14 protein-coding genes are annotated in these 23102 nt (G+C 62.8%); 10 read left to right on the top strand and 4 right to left on the bottom strand.

Annotated elements, in window-relative coordinates; translation table 11 throughout:
- The first annotated feature begins 27 nt into the window (after positions 1–27).
- The 5 genes from FF80_RS06460 (at position 28) to fdhD (ending at position 13146) form a co-directional block, all read left to right on the top strand.
- Entirely contained in the window at positions 28–939 is a 912-nt protein-coding gene (locus FF80_RS06460) for an AraC family transcriptional regulator (RefSeq protein ID WP_035098773.1), read from the top strand.
- Positions 940–1434: 495 nt separating this feature from the next.
- Complete coding sequence (locus tag FF80_RS06455) at positions 1435–6288, top strand: DUF11 domain-containing protein (protein WP_035098771.1); 4854 nt, start codon at positions 1435–1437, stop codon at positions 6286–6288.
- A gap of 14 nt (positions 6289–6302) precedes the next feature.
- Positions 6303–9920, top strand: coding sequence for a hypothetical protein (locus FF80_RS06450; RefSeq protein WP_035098770.1), 3618 nt, complete (start codon positions 6303–6305; stop codon positions 9918–9920).
- A gap of 104 nt (positions 9921–10024) precedes the next feature.
- Entirely contained in the window at positions 10025–12301 is a 2277-nt protein-coding gene (locus tag FF80_RS06445; RefSeq protein WP_035098769.1) for an FdhF/YdeP family oxidoreductase, read from the top strand.
- Positions 12301–13146 carry a formate dehydrogenase accessory sulfurtransferase FdhD gene (gene fdhD, locus FF80_RS06440; protein ID WP_052153261.1) on the top strand — a complete coding sequence of 282 codons (846 nt, stop codon included), beginning with the start codon at positions 12301–12303 and terminating at the stop codon, positions 13144–13146. The genes FF80_RS06445 and fdhD overlap by 1 nt, the downstream gene beginning before the upstream one ends.
- Here fdhD and FF80_RS06435 read toward each other — a convergent pair.
- The 3 genes from FF80_RS06435 to FF80_RS06425 form a co-directional block, all read right to left on the bottom strand.
- Positions 13143–14666 carry a tripartite tricarboxylate transporter permease gene (locus FF80_RS06435; protein WP_035098768.1) on the bottom strand — a complete coding sequence of 508 codons (1524 nt, stop codon included), beginning with the start codon at positions 14664–14666 and terminating at the stop codon, positions 13143–13145. The genes fdhD and FF80_RS06435 overlap by 4 nt on opposite strands.
- A 9-nt stretch (positions 14667–14675) precedes the next feature.
- Positions 14676–15203 carry a tripartite tricarboxylate transporter TctB family protein gene (locus FF80_RS06430; RefSeq protein WP_035098767.1) on the bottom strand — a complete coding sequence of 176 codons (528 nt, stop codon included), beginning with the start codon at positions 15201–15203 and terminating at the stop codon, positions 14676–14678.
- 89 nt (positions 15204–15292) lie between these two features.
- Positions 15293–16330 (bottom strand): tripartite tricarboxylate transporter substrate binding protein, encoded by a 1038-nt coding sequence (locus tag FF80_RS06425; protein ID WP_035098765.1) that lies wholly within the window; start codon positions 16328–16330, stop codon positions 15293–15295.
- A gap of 227 nt (positions 16331–16557) precedes the next feature.
- Here FF80_RS06425 and FF80_RS06420 point away from each other — a divergent pair, with 227 nt between their 5' ends.
- Complete coding sequence (locus FF80_RS06420) at positions 16558–17298, top strand: sulfite exporter TauE/SafE family protein (protein WP_035098763.1); 741 nt, start codon at positions 16558–16560, stop codon at positions 17296–17298.
- Here FF80_RS06420 and FF80_RS06415 read toward each other — a convergent pair.
- Positions 17295–18059 carry an IclR family transcriptional regulator gene (locus FF80_RS06415; RefSeq protein ID WP_035098762.1) on the bottom strand — a complete coding sequence of 255 codons (765 nt, stop codon included), beginning with the start codon at positions 18057–18059 and terminating at the stop codon, positions 17295–17297. The two genes, FF80_RS06420 and FF80_RS06415, sit on opposite strands and share 4 nt — an antisense overlap.
- Before the next feature lie 199 nt (positions 18060–18258).
- On the opposite strand from FF80_RS06415, the gene FF80_RS06410 reads away from it, so the two are divergent.
- The 4 genes from FF80_RS06410 (at position 18259) to FF80_RS06390 (ending at position 23005) form a co-directional block, all read left to right on the top strand.
- Positions 18259–19782, top strand: a complete 1524-nt coding sequence (locus FF80_RS06410) for a sugar ABC transporter ATP-binding protein (RefSeq protein ID WP_035098761.1) — start codon at positions 18259–18261, stop codon at positions 19780–19782.
- A gap of 183 nt (positions 19783–19965) precedes the next feature.
- A complete protein-coding gene (locus FF80_RS06405; RefSeq protein WP_035098759.1) occupies positions 19966–20961 on the top strand; it encodes an ABC transporter permease in 996 nt (331 codons plus the stop codon).
- Between the two features lie 97 nt (positions 20962–21058).
- A complete protein-coding gene (locus FF80_RS06400) occupies positions 21059–22003 on the top strand; it encodes an ABC transporter substrate-binding protein (protein ID WP_035098758.1) in 945 nt (314 codons plus the stop codon).
- A 270-nt stretch (positions 22004–22273) separates the two neighbouring features.
- Entirely contained in the window at positions 22274–23005 is a 732-nt protein-coding gene (locus FF80_RS06390; RefSeq protein ID WP_035098756.1) for an SDR family oxidoreductase, read from the top strand.
- Positions 23006–23102: the final 97 nt, after the last annotated feature.

Genomic DNA, 23102 nt, shown 5'->3' with positions numbered 1-23102 from the left:
CAGACGACTCGATACAGGGGCCGCCGAATGCTACATGACTGCGACGAGGCGCGGCGACGGCTCGGAGTTGATCAAGGGGCGTCGGCCATCGATATTCTGTGGCCCATTCCCATTGAGGCCGGCCCGCGGGTGACCACCTGCCGGGGTGGTGCGGTGCATTCGATCCGGCCGCCTGGATCCGAGGCCTTTACTGCAGACGCCCATTTCATCGAGGTAATGCTTGCCCCTTCGCCGAATATGGCGGCGGCTTTCGGTGGCGACCAGCTGCGCCATTTCGATGCTCCTGCGGGCATGATCGTCATCAGCCCCGCCAATGTCGATAGCCGCTCGAGTTGGGCATCCATCAGAGAAAATGCGATTATTGCCATAAAGCCCGAAAGTCTGCTCGAACTGGCGGCGCACGAGGCCGATCTTGGCAAGGTGGAGCTACGGACCCTGCCCTTCGGCACGGTCGATCAGGAGGCCCTGCGCATGGCCAGGCTCCTTAGGGCAGAGCTGACGGAGCGGGTCTCGGCGAATGAACTCTATGTCGATTCGCTGGTAACGCTTTTCGGTATTCACGTGCTGCGCAACTATTCCGATGCCGCCAAGCTATCGGCCAGCGCCAGAAATGGCGGGCTGTCGCCGCAAAATGCGCGCCGGGTGCAGGAGTTTCTGCATGCCAATTTTGCGGCGCCCATGTCGGTCGCCGAACTGGCTGCGGTGTGCAATCTGTCGCCCAGCCACTTCATTCACGGGTTTACCCGAACCTTTGGCCGGCCGCCGTATCAATATGTGCTCAATCTGCGGCTCGATTTTGCCGAAACACTGCTCCGCAAGGGCGACATGAAGATTGAGGAAGTGGCCCATTACAGCGGGTTTTCCAGCCAGAGCCACCTGACCTCCGCCATGCGGCGCTACCGCGGCAAGACCCCCGCCCAAGTGCGATTGAGTACGTAATCTCCCCGCAGTCTGATGCTGGCCCCGGCATTGTCGGGCGTACAATTCTGCCAAATTTCGGTGTGGCGATCGCGCCACAGCCATTCCACCATGTGGCCTTTTTTTGTAAATCCGCCGGAGTTTTCTGACAAAGCCGGATTATCCTGAAATACGGCCTTTCACGAATATGCTCCCTTGGACCCCGACTGGAAACGTTTCCGGTTGTCGGGGGCGACTTCGCCAGGACATTGATGCAGCGCGCTGAACCGATCTGACAATCAGCGTAATGCCTGGCAGCGAAACGGCATAAGACAGAAGGCGGCCCCGCCAACGGAATGCGTTCCACCTTATTGGGGGCCATCTATGCACAAGCCATTTTCCTGGCGCGATGTCGCGCGTCGTGTTTTTGGAAAGCCAGCTGATAGTGTGCGGACCGACTTGCAGCACGGGCGGCGGCGCTACCCTGCTGAAGCGGCGAGTGCGCTGGGCCTCAAGTGGAGCAGCTTGGCATGCCTGATGTTCGCTGGCGTTGTTCTGAGCATGGCGGACGTCAAGCCCGCCTATAGCCAGTCGAACCTGTGCAATCTGGCCGTCAACGGCTCGTTCGAATCTCCCAACATTCAAACGGAGGCGCAACGGCCGGGCGAAAACACGCTCTTTTCGAACGATGGCTACGCGATCTGGCGGACGACGACCTATCCTCTCGATGGCTGGCAGACCGTCAGTGGCACGGTGGACATACTGCGCCACCACAGCAATGCCAGCGACGGAATGCAGAGCATCGATCTGTGGGGCACGGCGGCGGCAACGCTCCGGCAAACCTTCACTGGCCTGAATCCTGGGCAGCAATATACCTTCTCGATCGACTATGCCGGGCAGTCGGCGTCGCAATCGATCGCTTCCGTTCAACTGGGGAATGGAAACGGAGTGGCGCCTGTTACCCTCACGACCCTTCAGCCTGTTGCCAATTCTGTCACCAATGGGGGTGGCAATCTTCCCACGACCCCGCTGCACACCCAAACTTGGGCCACTTATCAGCATACTTTCACGGCAGCAGGTACCGAGGCGACGATTCAGTTCGTCAACAACACTGCCCCCGGCCCCGCGAATACGGGCCTGTTCATCGACAATTTTGCTTTCGCCAGCGCTGATCCCTGCGCCGACCTTGCCATCACCAAGGATGATGGCGCGACCACGTTTACGCGCGGGTCCGTCGTCACCTATGCCATCGTCGTCAGCAATGCCGGCCTCGACGATGCGCCGGGTGCCACAGTCAGCGATCCCCTGCCGACCGGCATCACCACGGCGAACTGGACTTGCGGCAGCGCCACCGGTGGCGCGGTGTGCGGCGCGGCGAATGGCACAGGTGCGATCAACACCACGGCCGACCTGCCGGCGGGTTCTTCGGTTGCCTATACCCTCAACATGACCGTGCCGGCGGGATACCCGGGCGTCAACCTGACCAATAATGCCACCGTCACGGCGCCGGGCGGTTTTATCGACCCGGACACGAGCAACAACACTGCGAGCGACACGAATGCGGTCTCGCCGCCGCAGCCCTCGTTCGGCGCGTGCACGCCGACCATGTATCTGTCGATCGGCGGCGCTCCGACCCAGCTTGTCAGCGTCGACACCAGCACCAATCCGTTCGGCTTTCCTCCCGTCGGCGCTCCCTATAGCGGCACCTACAACGCCATCGGCTATAACCCCAACGACAACTATATCTACTCCGCGGTCTGGGACGGCGTGAGCAGGCACAAACTGCTGCGCGTCGGCGGCGACGGCTCCGTGGTGGATTTGGGTCCCATTGCTGGGGGCGGCATCAATGTAGGCGACGACGCAACCGTTCTCGCCAGCGGCGTGATCGGCGCGGACGGCTTCTATTACGTCAAGAATAACGCGCAGGTCGATCGGCTATACCGCATCGACCTGTCCACGCTGACGGCGACGCTGATCACAATGAGCCAGCCGCTCGATACCGCGGATTTCGCCTGGAACAACGGACTGATCTACACGCATAGCCTGGTCAATGGCTTTTTGTATTCGATCAACCCCGCCACGGGGGCAGTGAACCCGATCGGGCCCTCGGGTGTCATCGACGTCTTCGGGTCGATGATCAGCGCCAGCAACGGCATCTTTGGCCGTCTCAATAACGGAGGGTTCTACCGGTTCGACCTGACGACGGGCGCGGCGACACTGATCTCCAGTTCGCCCACGGGCGCCGGCGACGGCGCCAAGTGTCCCACGACGGCGGTGACTCTTCCCGCCGACGTCCAGATCAGCAAGACGGACAATGCGACGGTCTATTCGCCGGGCACCGATGTTACTTACACGATCGTGGTGAGCAATGACGGCCCGTTCGGGGTGCAGGGTGCGGCGGTCGAGGATCCGCTGCCGGCCGGTATCAGTACGGCGAACTGGATCTGCGTGGGCGCCGGGGGTGGCGTGTGCGGCGTGGCGAGCGGGGTTGGCGGGATCAGCAGCACGGCCAATTTGCCGGTGGGCGGCACGGCGACCTATACGCTGACCATGAGCGTGCCGTCCGGGTTCACCGGCGACCTGGTCAATACGGCCAGTGTCACCAATCCGCCGGACTCGCCCGATCCGGACACCAGCACCAATACCTCGACCGATACCAATGAGCCGGCCGCACCGGCCATGACCATCGTCAAATCCGGCACGTTGAACGATCTGGATGGCGATGGCCTGCTCGATCTGGGCGAGACCATCAATTATTCGTTCCTGGTCACCAATACCGGCAATGTTCCAATGACCAATGTCAGCGTGAATGATCCGCTGGTGACGGTCAATCAAGGCCCGCAAACGCTGGCGCCCGGGGGCAGTTTCACCTTCACGGCCAGCTATACGCCCAGCCAGGCCGATATCGATGCCGGGCAGGTCTCCAATACCGCCAGGGGCACCGGCACGCCGCCCTCGGGTCCGCCGACCGAAAGCCCGCCCGACACCGTCGTGGTGCCGCCAGAGCAGACATCCGGCCTCACCATCGTCAAGACCGGCACGCTGAACGATTTGGATGGCGACGGCCTGCTCGATCTGGGCGAGACGATCAGCTACTCGTTCCTGGTCAGCAATACCGGCACGCTCACCATGACCAATGTCATGGTCAACGATCCGATGGTGAGCATTGACCAGGGCCCGCAGACGCTGGCGCCGGGTGCCTCCTTCACCTTCACGGCGACCTATGCCCCCAACCAGGCCGATATCGACAATGGCTCGGTGACCAACAGCGCCACCGGCGCCGGCACCGATCCCGGCGGCACCACGACCGAAAGCCCGCCCGATACCGTCACCGTACCGCCCGACCAGACGCCGGGGCTGACCATCGTCAAGACCGGTACGCTGAACGATCTGGATGGCGATGGCCTGCTCGATCTGGGCGAAACCATCTCCTATTCGTTCCTGGTGCGGAACACCGGCACGGTGACCCAGACCAATGTCAGCGTGAACGATCCGCTGCTGAGCGTGGACCAGGGGCCGCAGATGCTGGCGCCCGGCGGCAGCTTTACCTTCACGGCGACCTATACGCCCAGCCAGGCCGATATCGACAATGGCTCGGTGGTCAACACGGCGACCGGCACCGGCACCGATCCGGAGGGCGGCACCACGACCAGCCCGCCCGACACGGTGACCGTGCCGCCGGACCAGACGCCGGGACTGACCATCGTCAAGCAGGGTCATCTGAACGATCTGGATGGCGACAGCCTGCTCGATGCCGGCGAGACGATCAGCTACAGTTTCCTCGTGCGCAATACCGGCACGGTGACGCTGACCGATGTCATGGTGGAGGATCCGCTGGTCACGATCGACCAGGGCTCGCAAACGCTGGCGCCCGGCGCGATCTTCACCTTCACGGCAAGCTATACGCCGAACCAGGCCGATATTGATGCCGGCTCGGTGGTCAATACGGCCACGGCCACGGGCACGCCGCCGGGTGGCGGCACGCCCCCGGTCAGCCCGCCCGACACGGTGACGATTCCGCCCTCGCCGGTCAGCCTGGAAACGCTCAAGACCGGCGTGTTCAACGACCTGGACGGGGACGGCAATGCCAGCCTGGGCGACACCATCACCTATACGATCGTGATCACCAATGAGGGTGGCCAGACGGCCGCCGGGGTCTGGCCGCTCGATGCCGGCCCCACCTTCAACGGCCGGCCGGCCTCCAATAGCCTGTCCACATTCGAGCCCGGCCCGACGAGCCTGGCGCCCGGCCAGTCGCAGGCGTTTACGGCGACTTACGTGCTGGACCAGACCGATATCGACAATGCCGCGGGCATGGCCGATGGGGTCGAAAATACTGCACGGGCACAGGGCTCCTTTAACGGGATCAATGTGCCATCCAGCACGGCACGGTCCGAAGTCACCATGCCGGCGGCCGCATCCGGCGACATTTCGGTGGCCAAGGTTGCGCTGCGCCGGCAAATCAGGCGCGGCGAGGAAGCGCCGTTTGCGATCACGGTGACCAACCATGCCGGCACCTCGGCCAGCGGGCTGACGATTGTGGACACGCTGCCGTCAGGGTTCCGATTCGTGGAGGGCTCTGCCAGCATTGGCGGGGTGGCTGCGACGCCGGTGATCGATGGGCGCCGGGTGGTGTTCGAGGGCATCACGGTGCCGGCCAATGGCGCAGTCGAGGTTCGCCTGCGCATGCTGGCGCTGAGCTCGGCGGGTCCGGGCGAGCATGTCAACCGGGCCAGCGTCACCGATGCGGCGGGCAATCCGCTGGCGCCCGACGCCACCGCGAGTGTCGAGATCATGATCGAGCCGGTGTTCGATTGCAGCGAGATCATCGGCCGGGTGTTCGATGACAAGAACCGCAATGGCTATCAGGACGAGGGCGAGCCGGGCCTGCCCGGGGTGCGCCTGGCCACGGTCAAGGGCTGGCTGGTGACCACCGATGCGCATGGCCGCTTCCATGTGGCCTGCGCGGCTTTGCCCGATCAGCGGATCGGCTCGAACTTCATCATGAAGCTCGATCCGCGCACGCTGCCGAGCGGCTATCGGCTCACCACCGAAAATCCGCGCGTGGTGCGGCTGACCGCCGGCAAGATGACCGCGCTCGATTTCGGGGTGGCGATCGGGCGGGTGGTGCGGCTGGACCTGCAGGACCAGGCCTTTGAAGCCGGCAGCACCGGGCTGCAGCGGCAATGGATGGATGGCATTGATCAATTGATCGGCTTTCTGGCCGAGGAACAATCGGTGCTGCGCCTGTCCTATATCGACCCTGGGGCCGATCCCGGCCTGGCGCAGGACCGCCTGCGGCAGGTGAGCGAGCTGATCCGCGAGCGCTGGGAGCGCCTGTCGGGACAATACCGCCTGGAAATCGAGATGCGCGTGGAGACGGGACGATGACAAGGGGCACGAGCATGACCACAATCCTCCGCCTGCGCCATGTGCTGCTCCTGGCCGGTACGGCGCTCACCGCCAATGCCGGGCTGCTCGCGCCCGCGTTCAGCCAGGGCGGGGAGCCGGGCAATACCGCCTATAATAGCGCGACCGGCAGCCTGCCGGCCGGGGAGAATACCGAGGCTGAAACCCTGGCCGATGCGGCCAGCATTCCCTTCATGATCAGCGTTGACGGGCAGACCTTGGACGCAAGCGGCAAGCCCCGCCCGGTCGATGTGCAGCGCCAGACCGATCTGGGGCTGAGCGCGGTGGACATCCAGGTCAAGTTCGATGGCCTTGAAGCCAAGCCGCTACTCAACGTCCTGGCCCGGCCCAGCGGCGGGCAGGTCACCTTCGAAACGGCGTCCAACTATCCCGGCTTCATCGCCCGCTCCGAAATCCGGATCCTTGGGGAAACGAACTGGTTGGGCCAGCAGGCGGTGATCATCCTGCCGGTCGACATCAATGGCACAGCCAGCTGGACGCCGCCGCAGGGCGAGACGCCGCTCAGCTATGTACTGCGTGTCTATGATGGGCAGGGGCGGTTCGACGAGACCCTGCCGGCGCCGGTCAAGCCTGTGGGGCAGGGCATGATCGACCTCTCCAATGACCGGGCCGGCAGCCGCAATATCCCGATCAATGGCGGCGCCGTGACCGTTTATGGCCGCAGTGTGCCGGCTGGCTACGCCGTGCGGGCCCTGGGCGAAACCATCGCTCTGGACGCCAACCGCGCCTTCGTCGTGCAACGCATCCTGCCGCCCGGCGATCATCAGGTCGATGTGGCCCTCAGCGGCAATCAGGGCAAGGACGGGCTGCAATTCAGCCGCGATATCAATATTCCCGACAATGACTGGTTCTATGTGGCTTTGGCCGATGTGACCGTGGGCCTGCGCACCGGGGACGAGCATATCGAAAGTGTGCGGCCCGGTGAATATGACGATATCTACAGCAAGGGGCGCCTGGCCTTTTACGTCAAGGGCAAGATCAAGGGCGAATATCTGCTGACCGCCGCCGCCGATACCGACGAGGAGGAATTGCAGGAGCTGTTCGGCAATATCGGCAAGCGCAATCCGCGTGACTTTCTGCGCCATCTCGATCCCGATGACTATTATCCGGTCTATGGCGATGACTCGACCATGGTCGAGGACGCGCCCACCAGCGGCAAGTTCTATGTGCGGCTCGAGCGTGGGGACAGCCATGTGATGTGGGGCAATTACCAGACCAGCATTACCGGCACCGAATTCCTGCGTTCCGAGCGGGCGCTGTATGGCGCCAGCGCCCTCTATCGTTCCGAGGAGGTGACCGCCTTTGGTGAACGGCGCACTGAGGTTACCGCCTATGCGGCTCTGCCCGATACGCTGCCGCAGCGCGAGGAATTCCTGGCCACTGGCGGCTCGGCCTATTTCCTGCGCCGCCAGGACATTACCGTAGGCTCGGAAACCCTGAGCGTCGAAATCCGCGATGGGGTCACCGGCCGCGTGGTCAGCCGCCGCAGTCTGCAATATGGCAAGGATTACAGCTTCGACTACCTGCAGGGCATCGTCATCCTCAAATCCCCGCTGTCCTGGCAGACCGCAACCAGCGGGCCGGTGCGCGATGGCGCCTTTGGCGGCAGCAATGTCTATCTGATCGCTCAATATGAGTTCGTACCGGCCGCCGGCGATGTGGACGGCTATGTCTATGGCGGGCGGGCGCAACACTGGTTCACCGACAATCTGCGTGTCGGGGTGACCGGCATGAGCGAAACCACCGGGCCCGCCGACCAGGTGGCCTTGGGCGCCGATGTCGAATTGCGGGCGTCCGAAACCACTTTCCTGCGCGCCGAGATCGCTCATTCCGAAGGGCCCGGCTTTGGCCTGTCGCGCTCCGCCGATGGCGGGCTGACCTGGGGCGAACACGGTACCGCCGGCATTGCCAATAAATCGGCTTTGGCCTGGCGCGTCGAAGGCCAGCTCGGCCTGGGCGATCTGGGCCATGCCGGGCTCGATGGGGTGGCCGGGTTCTATTACGAGAACAAGGAAGCCGGTTTTTCCAGCCTCTCCCAGCAGGTTTCGACCGACCAATGGCTGTGGGGCATCTCCGCCGATATGGCGCTCAATCAGGATGTCGCCCTGGCCCTCAGCTATGACGATTTCGAGGATGGCGAGGGCCAGATCAAGCGTGAAGGCGATGCCAGCGTCGGCTGGCAGCTCGATGATTACTGGAACGCTTCGCTTGGCCTGAGCTATACCGAATTGATGTCGCCCCGCGCCATCAGCGCCGGCAAGTCCGGCTATGACGGCTCCCGCCTCGATGCCGGTATCCGCATCGAGTATGAGTGGGAAGAAAACTCCAAGCTCTATGCCTTCGGCCAGGCTACGCTGGGCGTGCAGGGCGATATCAGCCGCAATGACCGCGCCGGTATCGGCGCCGAGTTCGGCCTGACCGACACCATCGCGATTTCGGGCGAAGTCTCCTATGGCACAGGGGGCCTGGGCGCCATGGCCGGCATCACCTTCGATCCCAATCCGGACGAGCATTATTATGCCGGCTACCGGCTCGAGCCCTTGCGCGCCTTCGACGTCAGCAAGAGCTTTGCCTTGCTCGATGACCAGGGCGGCACCCTGGTAATGGGCCTCAAGCGCCGGCTCGACGAATATGCCTCCGCCTATGCCGAAACCAGCTATGACATGTTCGGGCAGAAGCGCTCGCTGGCGCAGACCTATGGCATCCTGTTCACCCCGGATTCCTTCTGGAGCGTGGATGCCGGGCTGGTGGTGGGCCAGGTGCGCGACCAGACCATCGATCCGCTGACCAATCTGGAACGCAGCGATTTCGACCGCTATGCGCCCTCCCTGGCCGTCAGCTATGTCGATGACGAGGCCGGCATCAAGGCCAATGCCCGTGGCGAAGTGCGGATCGAGGACTCTCCGGATCACACCCGCGACCAGAACACCTATCTGTTTGCCGGGGGCCTCTCCTGGAAGACCAGCCAGGACTGGCGCCTGCTCGCCAACATCGATGCCGTCATCTCCGATGCGCGCTCCCCCGATACGGTGTTCCAGGACACCGATTACATGGAGGCCTCGATCGGCTATGCCTATCGCCCGGTCGAGGATGACCGGCTCAACGCGTTGTTCCGCTATACTTGGCTCTATGACATGCCCGGCAACAATCAATTGGTCAGCGGCGCCACCGGCGATCTGTTCGCGCCGGCCCAGCGCAGCCATATCCTGTCGGTGGATGTCGATTACGACCTGCTGCCCTGGCTGACCGTCGGCGCCAAATACGGCTTCCGCTATGGCGAGGTGAAGAACCGCACCGATGACGGCTCGGGCACCGGCTTTGAAGAAGACTGGCAGGTCTCCTCAGCCCATCTGGGCATCCTGCGCGCCGACCTGCATGTGGTCAAGAACTGGGACGTCCTGCTCGAGGGCCGCGTCATGCACATGCCCGAGGCCCAGACCACCGACCTGGGCGCCCTGGCCGCCGTCTACCGCCATCTCGGCGACAATTTCAAAGTCGGTCTGGGCTACAATTTCGGCCAATTCTCCGACGACATGCGAGACCTCACCTTCAACGATCAGGGCGCCTTCGTAAACCTCATCGCCAAATTCTAACCGCCGTGGCCCCGACCAATTCCGGGGCCAAAGCCGCTTTCAGCATTGCGCCCCAAAAGACCCGTGCTTACCCTTGCCAGTGATATCGGCAAAGGATCGTGGCCATGAGCGACAAGCAACCGCACTACAAGACCTACCGCCATCCTGCGGGCGGTTGGGGTGCGGCTGCGGCGACGGCCAAGGTGCTCATGGAGCAGAGCGTCATCACCAAGGGCTCGCGGGCGCTGCTCGCGATGAACCAGCCCGGCGGCTTCAAATGCCCCAGTTGCGCCTATCCCGATCCGGAATGCAAAAAGACGCTGGAATTCTGCGAGAACGGCGCCAAGGCCCTAGCGCATGAGGCAACCAAGTTCCGCGTCACCCGCGAATTCTTCGCGCAGCACACTGTGTCCGAGCTTATGGAACAGTCCGACTACGCGCTCGAAATGCATGGCCGCCTCACCGAGCCGATGCGCTACGATGCGGCGACCGATCATTATGTGCCTTGTTCCTGGAGCGACGCCTTCGCGCTGATTGGCGAGCATTTGCGGGCGCTCGATAGCCCCCATCAGGCCGAATTCTACACCTCCGGCCGCACGCCTAATGAGGCGGCGTTTCTATATTCGATCTTTGTCCGCGAATTCGGCACCAACAATTTTCCCGATTGCTCGAACATGTGCCACGAGCCCACCAGCCGCGGCCTGCCGTCCTCCATCGGGGTGGGCAAGGGCACGGTGGTGATCGAGGATTTCGAGCATGCCGAAGCGATCTTCATCATTGGCCAGAATACCGGCACCAATTCGCCACGGATGATGACCAATCTGGTCGAAGCTCGAAAGCGCGGCGTGCCCATCGTTGCGGTCAATCCCATGCCCGAGCGGGCGCTGATCCGCTTCACTGAGCCGCAGGACGTGGTGCAGATGGCCACCTTCGGGTCGACCCCGATTGCCAGTGAATTCGTCCATATCAGGATTGGTGGCGATCTGGCCCTGCTCAAGGGCATCATGAAAGTGCTGTTCGAGCGCGACGCGCAGGGCGAGGCGGTCATCGATCATGACTTCATCGCTGAGCACACCACCGGTATCGACGCCTTGCGCGACGATGTGATGGGCCAGGATTGGGCCGATATCGTCGCCGTCTCGGGCATTGACGAGGAGCAGATCCGGCGCTGCGCCGAGATCTACATCCGCTCCAAAGCTACCATGATCTGCTATGGCATGGGTGTCACCCAGCATCAGCAAGGCTCCAAGCTGGTGCAGCAAGTGGCCAATTTGCTGTTGCTGCGCGGCAATTTCGGCAAGCCCGGCGCCGGTATCGCCCCCATTCGTGGGCATTCCAATGTGCAGGGCGACCGCACGGTCGGTATCGATGAAAAGCCGTCCCAGGCCTATCTCGACCGGGTCCGCGACGTGTTCGGCTTCGAGCCGCCGCGCGAGCATGGCCACCACACCGTGGAATCCGTCGAGGCGATGAAGAACGGCACGGCCAAGGTGTTTATCGGCCTGGGCGGCAATTTCGTCCGCGCCGTGCCTGATACCGAGCAGGCCTATGCCGCCATGCGCAAGCTGGAACTGACCGTTGGCATCGCGACCAAGCTCAATCGCGGTCATCTGGTGCATGGGCGCGACGCACTTATTCTGCCCGTGGTGGCCCGCTCGGAACGCATCCATACCAAGGCCGGCGAGCAGTTCGTAACCATCGAGGACGCAATGTCCAACGTCACCGCATCGCGCGGCGTGCTGGATCCGGCCAATGCCGATCTGCTGCCTGAAGTGGAGATCGTCTGCCGCATGGCCATGGCAACCTTGCCGGACAGCAAGGTGGATTGGGCCAGCTATATCCATGACTACGACGCCATCCGCGACAAGATCGCCGAGGTCTATCCCCAGATCTACGAAGATTTCTCCGAGCGCATCAAGAACCCCAAGGGCTTCCATCTCGATATTCCACCCCGCCGCCGGAGCTGGCCCACGCCCAGCGGCAAGGCTAATTTCCTGGTCTTTGCCGGGCTGCATGTCGATGCGGAAGTGGCTGACACAGCCATGCTGCGCCTCGCCACGGTGCGCTCGCACGATCAGTTCAACACCACCATCTATAGCCACAGCGATCGCTATCGGGGCGTCTACAACGACCGCATGGTGCTGTTCATGAACGAAGACGACCGCAAGGCGCGTGGCCTCGAAGCAGGCCAGCGCATCACGCTCGAAACCATCGCCACCGATGGCATCGAACGGCGCGTCGCTGGCCTGACGATCATCGACTACCCGATGTCGCGCGGTTCCGTTGCCGGCTATTATCCCGAGCTCAACCCACTGCTGCCACTCGATTATTATGACCGAATCAGCGGCACGCCGGCCGCCAAATCCGTGCCGGTCCGCGTCGTGCAATCCGGCGCGGCCTGATGCCAGCGTACGTCAAGGCCCTGTCCGGTCCGCAAGCGCAGGACATCGCGTTTGATCGTCTGGGCCTCAGTCTGGGCCAAGAGGCCGATGTGCGGATCATCCGTGCAGTGCCGGTCGAAGCGCCGGTCGCCATCGAAATCGGCGGCATTGGCTATGCGGTGATGATGGCGACGCCCTCGGACCTGGTGGACTACGCCATCGGTTTTGCCCTGAGTGAAGGGCTGGCGGGCACCCCGGGCGACATCTTGGGCATACAGACCCACGCCGTCGAAGGCGGCTGGATCATCCGCATGACGCTGCCGCCCGAGGGGACCAAAAAGGCGATGGCACGGGCGCGCGTCCGGGTCACCGAGAGCAGTTGCGGTCTTTGCGGCATCGACAATATCGAACAAGTGTTGCGGCCGCTCCCACAGGTAACCGCGCGTATCTCCGTCGAACGCGGCGCCATTTCGCGGGCGCTTGCGGCGCTTCCCGATCATCAGCCGCTCAGCCAAAGCACCGGCGCCGTGCATGCGGCCGCCTTCTGTACGCCAACGGGCGAAATCGTCCTGACGCGCGAAGATGTCGGCCGCCACAACGCCCTCGACAAGCTCATTGGCGCATTGGCGCAAAAGTCGATCGCCCCCGCGACCGGCTTTTTCCTGCTCACCGCGCGCTGCAGCTACGAGCTGGTCGAAAAGACCGTGCGTGCCAATTGCCCCATGCTGGTCACCATCTCGGCGCCCACTACCTTGGCCGTTGAACGCGCAACCAGGGCCGGATTGACCCTGGTCACACTTGCCCGCCCTGATGCCGCCCTGGTCGTCAGCGGGCTGGAGAATATTGCCGGTCTCTCGCCCGACTAGGGGCTGGAAGGCTGCTCGGCGCCCTTGCGTCCGAACAGGCCTCTGACGCGCTTGCCCACCGGCGGGATCGACATGAGAATGGTCGCCATGATGATCAGGCAGATGACCGCACTGATCGGGCGCGTAAAGAAAGGGCTGGGGTCGCCCTGGGTGAGCGCCAGCCCCCGCCGCAGATTGAGATCGAGCAGGTCTCCGAGCACGATCCCCAGAACCAGCGGGGCCATCGGATATTTCATCTCGCGCATCAGGAAGCCGACGGCGCCGAAGACCAGCATGACATAGACGTCGAACATCCGCTGCGTGATGGCGAACGAGCCGACCACGCATAGAATATAGATGACGGCCATCAGCCGCTCACGCGGTACGACCAGCACCTTGATGAATAGCTTGGTCAGCGACAGGCCGAAGATCAAATTGGCAATCGTCGCCAGCAGCAACATTGCCACGATCTGGTAGAGGAAGGGCGCATTCTCCACCATCAGCATGGGGCCGGGGCGAACGCCGTGGATCAGCATCGCGGCGATGAGGACGGCAGCCGCCGCCGAGCCCGGCAGGGCCAGCGTCAGCGTCGGGATCATGGCGGCCGAGACCACGGCATTGTCGCCGGTCTCGGCGGCGATCAGGCCTTCCTGGCTGCCCTTGCCGAATTCTTCGGGATGCTTGGAGGCGCGCTTGGCCGCTGCATAGGATGACCAGGACCCGACATCTTCACCCACGCCGGGAATGATGCCGATAAACGTGCCAATAATCCCCGAGCGGATAATGGTGCGCCAATATTGGAAGATTTCGCGCAGCGTGGGGATCACCCGATCATTGACCGGCGCCACATGGCCGGTAACCTTGCGCTTCATGGTCGACAGGATCTCGGCAAGGCCGAAGGCGCCCACCATTGCCGGAATGAGGTCGATACCCCCGCCAAGCGCGGCGATCCCGAAGGTGAACCGCTGGTGCGCATGCAGCGTCTCCATGCCCACCATGGCCACCAGCAGGCCCAGAATGCCGGCAATATAGCCCTTGAGGGGAGTGTCGCTGCCGGTCATCTGCCCGGAAATCACCACGCCAAACAGCGCCAGCCAGAAGAACTCGTAAGAACCGAATTTCAGCGCCGCTTCGGACAGCAGGGGCGCGATGATGGCCAAAAAGAAAATGCCGACCATGGTGCCAAGCGTCGAGGACGTGGTGGCCAGGCCCATGGCAAGTCCCGCCTTGCCCTGCTGGGCCAGCGGATGGCCATCGAGTGCCGCCGCGGCATTGGCGGGGGTGCCTGGAATATTGAGCAGGATGGCGGTGCGGCTGCCGCCATAGATGGCGCCGAGATAGACGCACATCAGGGTCAGGATCGCCTGGTCGGGTGCCATCTTGTAGGTGAGGGTCACCAGTAGGGCGACCCCCATGGTCGCCGTCAGCCCGGGCAATATGCCGATGGTAACGCCCAGCAATGTCGCCCAGGCGACGTTGAACAGCGACCAGGGGGTAAGAAAATGGACAATCCCTTGCCCGAGGAGGACCAGGCCTTCCATATGGCTCTCCTAAGGCAGACGGACGAGAAAAATACGCTCGAAGACGAGATAGATCCCGCCACCACCCACCACCGCTATGGCGAGCGCCCAGCACAAGCTCTTGAGCGGCTCGGCTGGTTCTTCATTGAGCCAGGTCTCAAAGATCATGATGAAGGCAAAGATGAACAGCATGGCCGCCGCCCAGAACGGGATGAGGCCGACCAGCACCAGCGTGTGAATGAGCGCCAGCCCCAGTACCACGCCGATGCGCAATGTTTCGCGCGTTCTGAGCAGGCCGAACAGGCTCTGCCAGCCGCCCGGCGCTTTTATCCGCCATGATCTCCACAAGAGCAGCCCGCCGCAGCAGGTGAGCCCGATGCCTAGAAAGAGCGGCACAAGGCCGGGAATGGTGGCTGGGTGAATGTGGCGCGCTTCGAGCCGCGGCATCGTCCAGGACAGATAGACCACCGCCAGCCCCAGGGCGACCAGCACCAGGGCGGTCAAAAGGTCGGCGCGCGCACGCACGCCCTCTTCTGTTGCGTCTGAATTGTCCGGCATGCTTGGTCCTTGAAGGCGGCGGGCGGATGGTTCCGCCCGCTTTGATGTCAGTAATGGGCAGGCCTCGCCATTGCGGCGAAGCCTGTTCCTTATGGTGTGCCGACTTCTGTGCGGGTTTCGCAGTCGATGCCGATGGTCGAGGGATCGTTGACCGCTTCGCCACGCTCGACCGACGAGCATGCTTCAAGGATCACGACCGGCATGGCACGCTCACGGGCTTCCTCGCCATAAGAGGGCGCAAAGACCGCGCCAAACGTCTCGGCATAGGTCTTGAGCGATTGCGCATCCAGCACCTGTTCGGCCCAGATCTTGTCGACAGTGGCGACGACCTCATCAGGCACGCCGCGCGGAATGAAGATGCCGAAATAGTCCGGTGCCAGTTCCATATCGGGCAGCCACTGTGTGATCGGCGGGATCGGATCCACCCCTTCGAGCACCAGCGGCTCCGCCGATAGCACGGCCAGCGCCCGCAGCCGTCCGCCGCGGATCAATTCGGTCTGTTCAACCGCTAATTGGGTGGTGACCATGGCTTCGCCGGAGGCGGTTGCGATAGCCGCCGGCCCGCCGCCATCATAGGTGATCATGTTATAGTTGAAATCGCCGGTATCGGCGAGTGCGGCAATGGCCGTGCCGCCCGAAGAGGTAATGCCGGCAGTCGCCACCGTAACCTCGTTGCCGCGGGTTTTCAGCGCCTCGAGCAATTGCCCGAAATCCTGGAATTCGCTGTCTGCCGGCACGCTTACCACCGGCACATTGGCGACCGAAAGATAGATGTGCCAGTCGTCGATATCGGTGCCTTCGAGCAGCCCGGTCACCGAATAGGTGGCGTTGTTGGCGATGGCATTGGCCGTCCAGGTATAGCCGTCCTTGGCCGCGTTGAGCACTTCCTGCGTACCGATGGCGCCCGAGGCGCCGGGCTGGTTGACCACCACCACGTCGACGCCGAGCGCTTCGGCGAGAATGGGCGCGGTGACGCGGGTCACCTGATCGGTGGAGCCGCCGGCGCCCCAGGGCACGATCAGATTGATCGGCCGGTCCGGCTTCCATTCCTGGCCGAGCGAGCCGGCTGTGCCGCTGAGCAGCACGACCGTGCTGGCAGCCAAAATCCGCCACGATGCAAGATACATCCTTCCCTCCCAATATTGTTTTTTCGGACCATATCCTCCGAGGTCCTTGCCGCTAGACTGTGCCCCGACGCCGGGCGTGTCAACAGGTAAGTAACCATTTGGTGCAGAGTAAATGGATGCAGGACCAGCAGCTCTTATGCGCCAACTCGCGACAAATGCCGATAAAGAACTGTTCGGTTAATCCGTGCGCCGCTATAGATTGGTGCGGGCTGGGAGTTGTGTGGCAAATGGAAATTTCGAGTTATCTGGTGATGGGGCTGGCGCTGGCCGCTGGCGCGGTCGTCAAGGGCGCTACCGGCATGGGTCTGCCGCTGGTCGCCTTGCCGGTGCTGACCACTTTCTTCGGGTTGCAGCATGCGGTGGGTTTGATGGTCATTCCCCTGATCGTCACCAATGCCTGGCAGGTCTGGCGTTTTCGCGAGGAAGCACGGTCCGAGCGCATGGCGTTTTTGCCGCTGTTCCTGGTTGCGGGCGTCGCCGGTATTATGCTGGGCGTATGGCTCCTGGCGACGCTGCCGGAGCGCCTGTTGGTGCTGACGCTGGGAATCATTCTGATCGCCTATGTGGTGCTGCGGCTGTTCAATCCGCACTTCGCCTTGCCATTGCGCGCTGCCAAGAGATTCGGCCCGCTGGCCGGGGCAGGGGGCGGCATTTTGCAAGGAGCTACCGGCATTTCCGCCCCGATCGGGGTGACGTTCATCCATTCGATGAGCCTCGATCGCAATGCCCATGTCTTTGCCGTTTCGGCGATGTTTTTGGTCTACGCGCTGACCCAGTTGCCGTCGATGTGGATCGCAGGGCTGATGCGGGGCGATTGGCTGTTGCAGGGCGTGCTGGCCCTGGTACCGATCCTGGTTTTCATGCCGCTGGGGCAGGCGATTGCCGGTAAGCTCAGCCGGCGAGCTTTTGACCGGCTGATCCTGACCTTTCTCGGCCTTGTCGGGCTGAAAATGGTGGTCGGTATCTAGGGGCGTTGCGAGAGCTCCCGGCCGGCTTGTTTGAGCAGGGTCAGGGCCTGATCCATGTCAGGTGTGCCTTGCTTGTCGAGGCGCTGCGTATAGGGGCAGGTGAGAGCGGCGATGACTGTGCCGAGCGGTCCGAAAATCGGTACGGAGATGTTAAAAACCCCCGAAACCTGGGCGCTTGGCATCATTTCGTGACCTTGCTGGCGGACGAGGTCGAGGCGGTTTTTGAGGTTGGCGGTGAGGCTGGCGGGATGGCCGGGATCCTGTTCTTCCAGCATCAGCAGACGTTCCTCGGGCGTCGCGAAGGCCATGAAAACATGGCCTGAGCCGGTGTGGAGCAGGCCGAGCCGGCTGCCGACGCGGACCGAGACATTCCAGTAGCCGGGACTGTCCACCTGGGTGACGACGACCAGGATATTGCGATCCCGAATGACCAGATGCACGGCCTGTTCGGCCTGTAGCGCGAAGCTGCGCAGGACGGGAGTTGCCTGATTTATCAAGCGGTTAAGCGGCGGGCGGGCATGGGCGAGCTCGAAGAGTTTGAGGGTCAGTTCGTAGCGATCTTCGGGCGTGCGGCGCACGTAGTTGCGGCGGACCAGGCGGTCGAGCATGCGGTAGATTTCGTTGGGTGAACGGGCCAGCGCCTTGGCAATTTCGGCCTGGCTGAGCCCGTCGGCCGTGGCCGCGAGCAGCTCGATGATGTCGAGGCCCTTGTCGAGCGCAGGGGCTCGATAGCGGTCCTGGTCATTGGACTCCTGATCCATTTCAGGCTCACTCCTGGGTAACATAGGCAAACAATCGGTTAGCGGCCTGTGCACGTTGACGATCGCACAAATCGCCTTGCGTCCACACTTCATTTATGAATAGATTGTTCGTATATAACGCGAAGTCAATCGCGAAGAGGAGCGCCGACAAGATCATCGCCAGCAAGGCAATGACTGTTCGGGACGCGAGGGATGGACCATGGATGCACTGATTGAGCTGATCGGCATCGGCAAGTCGTTCCCCGGCGTGCGGGCGCTGCACAATGTCAATTTCGATCTGCAGGCAGGCGAGGTTCACGCCCTGATGGGTGAGAACGGCGCCGGCAAATCGACACTGATGAAAATCCTGTCCGGGGTCTATCGGCGCGATGCTGGAGAAATCCGGCTCGATGGCAAGCCGGTCGAGATCGGCAGCCCGCGCCAGGCCCAGGAAATGGGGATCGGCATCATCCATCAGGAATTGGCGCTGATGCGCGACCTGACGGCGGCGCAGAATATCTTCATCGGCCGCGAACCGCGCCAGCTGGGTGGGTGGCTGCTGGATGAAAAGGCGCTCAATCGCGCCACCCAGGCGATCTTTGACTCCATGAATCTCAAGCTCGCCCCGACGGTGCCGGTGGGCAGCCTGACGGTGGCCAAGCAGCAGATGGTCGAGATCGCCAAGGCGCTGAGCTATCGTTCGCGCATCCTGATTATGGACGAGCCCACGGCGGCGCTCAACGATGCCGAAATTGCCGAGCTGTTCGTCATCATCAATCGGCTCAAGGCCGAGGGCGTGGGTATTGTCTATATCTCGCACAAGATGGACGAGATCAAACGTATCTCCGACCGCGTGACGGTGATGCGCGATGGCGAATATGTCGGCACCGTGCCGGCCGCGACCACCTCGATGGAAACCATCATCTCGATGATGGTGGGGCGGACACTGAGCAATGAGGCGCTGGTCGTGCCCAATACTTCTGCCGCGCCGGTGGCGCTGGAAGTGCGCAATCTCAATCGCGGGCGCGAAATCCGCGATGTCAGCTTTTCGGTACGGCAGGGCGAAATTCTGGGGCTGGCCGGCCTCATGGGGGCAGGGCGCACCGAAGTCGCCCGCGCCATCTTCGGCGCCGACCCGCGTGACAGCGGCGAAATCTGGGTCAACGGCCAGCGCGTGGGGATTTCGACGCCCGGCGACGCCGTGCATGCCGGCATTGGCTATCTGTCGGAAGACCGCAAGCATTTTGGCCTCGCGACCGGCATGAATGTGCGCAACAATATCGCGCTGGCCAGCCTGGCCCGGTTTACCCGCCCCGGCGGCCTGCTCGATGACGGCGCCATGCGCAAGGTGGCCGAGCGCTATATCGGCCAGCTTTCCATCAAGACGCCTTCCGACACCCAGGAAGCGCGGCTGCTGTCAGGCGGCAACCAGCAAAAGGTGGTCATTGCCAAATGGCTGCTGCGCGACTGCGATATCCTGATCTTCGACGAGCCGACGCGCGGGATCGATGTGGGTGCCAAGTCGGAAATCTATAAATTGCTCAACGCCCTGGCCGCCGAGGGCAAGGCCATCATCGTGATCTCGTCCGAACTGCCCGAAGTGCTGCGCCTGAGCCACCGCATCGCGGTGATGTGCGAGGGTCGGCTCACCGGCATGCTGCCGGGCGGGGCATCGCAGGAAGAGATCATGCACCTGGCGACGCAGCGGCAGAGCGCGGTGGCGGAGATGCGTCATGCGGGGTGATGTTCTGCTTCACCTCTCCCTATGGGGAGAGGTCGGCCTGAAAGGCCGGGCGAGGGGGCCTTCCCCTCGCACCTCACCCAGAAAAGGCCCCCTCACCCGACCCAAGGGGGTCGACCTCTCCCCCAGAGGGAGAGGTGTCGCAGGAGCCGACATTTCCGATCAAGCCGATACAAGGAGGTCTGCATGACCGATATCGCAGCGACCCCCGCCAAATCCGGCATTCGCATTTCCGGCGCCTTCCACCGGCTGTTGGCCTTTTCCGGGCTGATTGCGCTGGTCGTGGTGTTTTCGCTCGCCTCGCCCAATTTCATGCAGACCCAGAATGTGCTGGCCATTCTGCAGGCGACATCGGTGAATGGCGTGCTGGCGATTGCCGCGACGCTGGTGATCATCACCGGCGGCATCGATCTGTCGGTGGGCACGCTGATGACGTTCTGCGCCGTGATTACCGGCGTGGTGCTGACCTATTTCGGCCTGCCTTTGCCTTTGGGCATTGTGGCGTCCATCCTGGCCGGCACGGGCGTGGGGCTGGTTTCGGGCACCATTATCGCCAAGCTCAAGGTGCCGCCCTTCATCGCCACGCTGGGCATGATGCTGATCCTCAAGGGGCTGTCGCTGGTCATTTCGGGCACCAAGCCGATCTATTTCAACGACACGCCGGGCTTTACCCAGATCGCCCAGGGCTCGTTCGTCGGCGCCATCATTCCCGCCATTCCGGTGCCCAATGGCGTGATGATCCTGTTCCTGGTGGCGGGGCTCGCCGCCTTTGTGCTGACCAAGACGGCTCTGGGCCGCTACACCTTCGCGCTGGGCTCCAATGAGGAGGCCGTGCGTCTCTCCGGCGTCAATATCGATCGCTGGAAGATTGCCGTCTATGCCACCGCCGGCGGCATTTGCGGGGTAGCGGGCCTGTTGATCGCCAGCCGGCTCAATTCGGCGCAGCCAGCGCTGGGGCAGGGCTATGAGCTGGACGCCATCGCGGCGGTGGTGATTGGCGGCACCTCGCTTTCAGGCGGACGCGGCACCGTTATCGGCACGCTGATCGGCGCGCTGATCATTTCCGTGCTGGCCAATGGCCTGCGCATTCTTTCAGTCCCCCAGGAATGGCAGACGGTCGTGACCGGCACCATCATCATCCTGGCGGTCTATGCCGACATACTGCGGCGCCGCAATCTGTAGCGCCGATTTCGCTGCGCCGAGCCAAACCCGGCGCCAATATCAAGCAGGCGACAAGCCTCGTTCAAAACGACGACTTCAAAACACTCCGGGAGGAAAAATGTTCAACCGCCGCACCCTGATCGGGGCCATCAGCGCCCTTGCTCTCCTGAGCGCCAGCGCACCCGCGTTTGCCCAGGACAATTACGATATCGCCCTGATCTCCAAGGGCTTCCAGCACCAGTTCTGGCAGGCCGTGAAGGCCGGTGCCGACAAGGCCGCCGCCGAATTCGGTGCCACCGTGACCTTTGAAGGCCCGGAAACCGAAAGCCAGGTCGACCGCCAGATGGACATGCTTGCCGCAGCCCTGTCGCGCAAGCCCGACGCCATCGGCTTTGCCGCGCTCGACAGCCAGGCGGCAACGCCCTTGCTGCAACAGGCCAAGGATGCCGCCATTCCCGTCATCGCCTTCGACTCCGGCGTCGACAGCGACATTCCGCTGACCACCGCGACCACCGACAATGTGGCGGCCGCCGCGCTGGCCGCCGACAAGATGGCCGAACTGATCGGCGGGGAAGGCAAGGTCGCCGTGGTGGCCCATGACCAGACCAGCCGCACCGGCATCGATCGGGTCGATGGCTTCGTTAATCGCATCAAGGAAGCCTATCCCAAGATCGAAGTGGTGAGCGTGCAATATGGCGGCGGCGACCAATTGCAATCGACCGAGATTGCCAAGTCGATCCTGCTGGCCAATCCCGACCTCAAGGGCATTTTCGGCGCCAATGAAGGCTCCGCCATCGGGGTGGTCAATGGCAAAACCGAGCTGAACAGCACGATCGTGGTCATCGGCTTCGATTCTGGTGCGGCGCAAAAGGGCTTCATCGAAAGCGGTGCCATGGCCGGCGCCATCACCCAGAACCCGGTCGGCATCGGCTACGAAACCGTCAAGGCCGCGATCTCGGCGCTGAAGGGCGAAACCCTGCCGCCGATCATCGATACCGGCTTCTATTATTACGACAAGGCGACCATGGGTAATCCCGAGATTGCCGCTGTATTGTATGACTAGGCTCCGAACAAGGGTATGGCGGTGAACTCGCCATACCCACCGGTTGCACCTCCCCCTTGACGGGGGGAGGGATTACTTTGGACTTGGCCGCCTGCTCGATTTTCCTGTTCATCGTCATCACCCGGCTTGTCCGGGTGATCCATCTCTCAGCGCATGCGGAAGCATGGATTGCCCGGACAAGCCGGGCAATGACGGCGGAACTGAGTTTGGGGAACATGACAAAGTCCCCGCAAGAGGGGGGACGACTGATGGTTTTAGGATAGAAATTTCATGGCCGATCTGACTGGAAAAATCGTACTCATCACTGCTGCCGCGCAGGGCATTGGCCGGGCTTCGGTCGAGGCCTTCGTCAAGGCCGGCACCAGGGTGATCGCCACCGATATCAATGAAGGCAAGCTGGCGGAACTCGATGGCATGCCGGGGGTGACCACGCGCGTCCTCAACGTGCTCTCCGACGATGCGGTCAAGGCCGCTGTCGCCGAGATCGGCCATATTGACGTGCTGTTCAACTGCGCCGGCGTGGTGCATTCGGGCACCGTGCTCGAGATGAGCGACAAGGATCTCGATTTCGCGCTTGATCTCAATGTGCGGGCGCAAATCCGCACCATCCGCGCGGTGCTGCCGCAAATGCTGGAGCGCAAGGATGGCGCCATCATCAATATGGCCACCGTTGCTTCCTCGGTGAAGGGTGTGCCCAATCGCGCTGCCTATTCGATTTCCAAGGCGGCCGTGGTGGGGCTGACCAAATCGGTCGCCGCCGATTATGTGACCAGCAATATCCGCGTCAACGCCATCTGCCCCGGCACGGTGGAAAGCCCCTCGCTGCATGAGCGCTGGCAGGCAACCGGCGATTTCGAGGGCGCGCGGAAGGCCTTTATCGCGCGCCAGCCGATCGGGCGCATCGCACGGCCCGATGAAGTGGCGGACCTGGCGGTGTATCTGGCCGGGGCGACCTATACGACGGGGCAGGTGCATATCATTGATGGCGGTTGGACGGGGTGAGGTTCGCAGCTAGAGGGCCACGATCCAATCCCCTCCCCCTTGAGGGGAGGGCTAGGGTGGGGGTGCTGCGGCTACCTCACGTTCGATATCTGCGGAG

The sequence above is a fragment of the Devosia sp. LC5 genome (assembly GCF_000735585.1).
Taxonomy (GTDB): Bacteria; Pseudomonadota; Alphaproteobacteria; order Rhizobiales; family Devosiaceae; genus Devosia.
The sequence above is the reverse complement of the archived record's forward strand: the minus strand, read 5'-3'. Positions and strand labels throughout refer to the sequence as shown.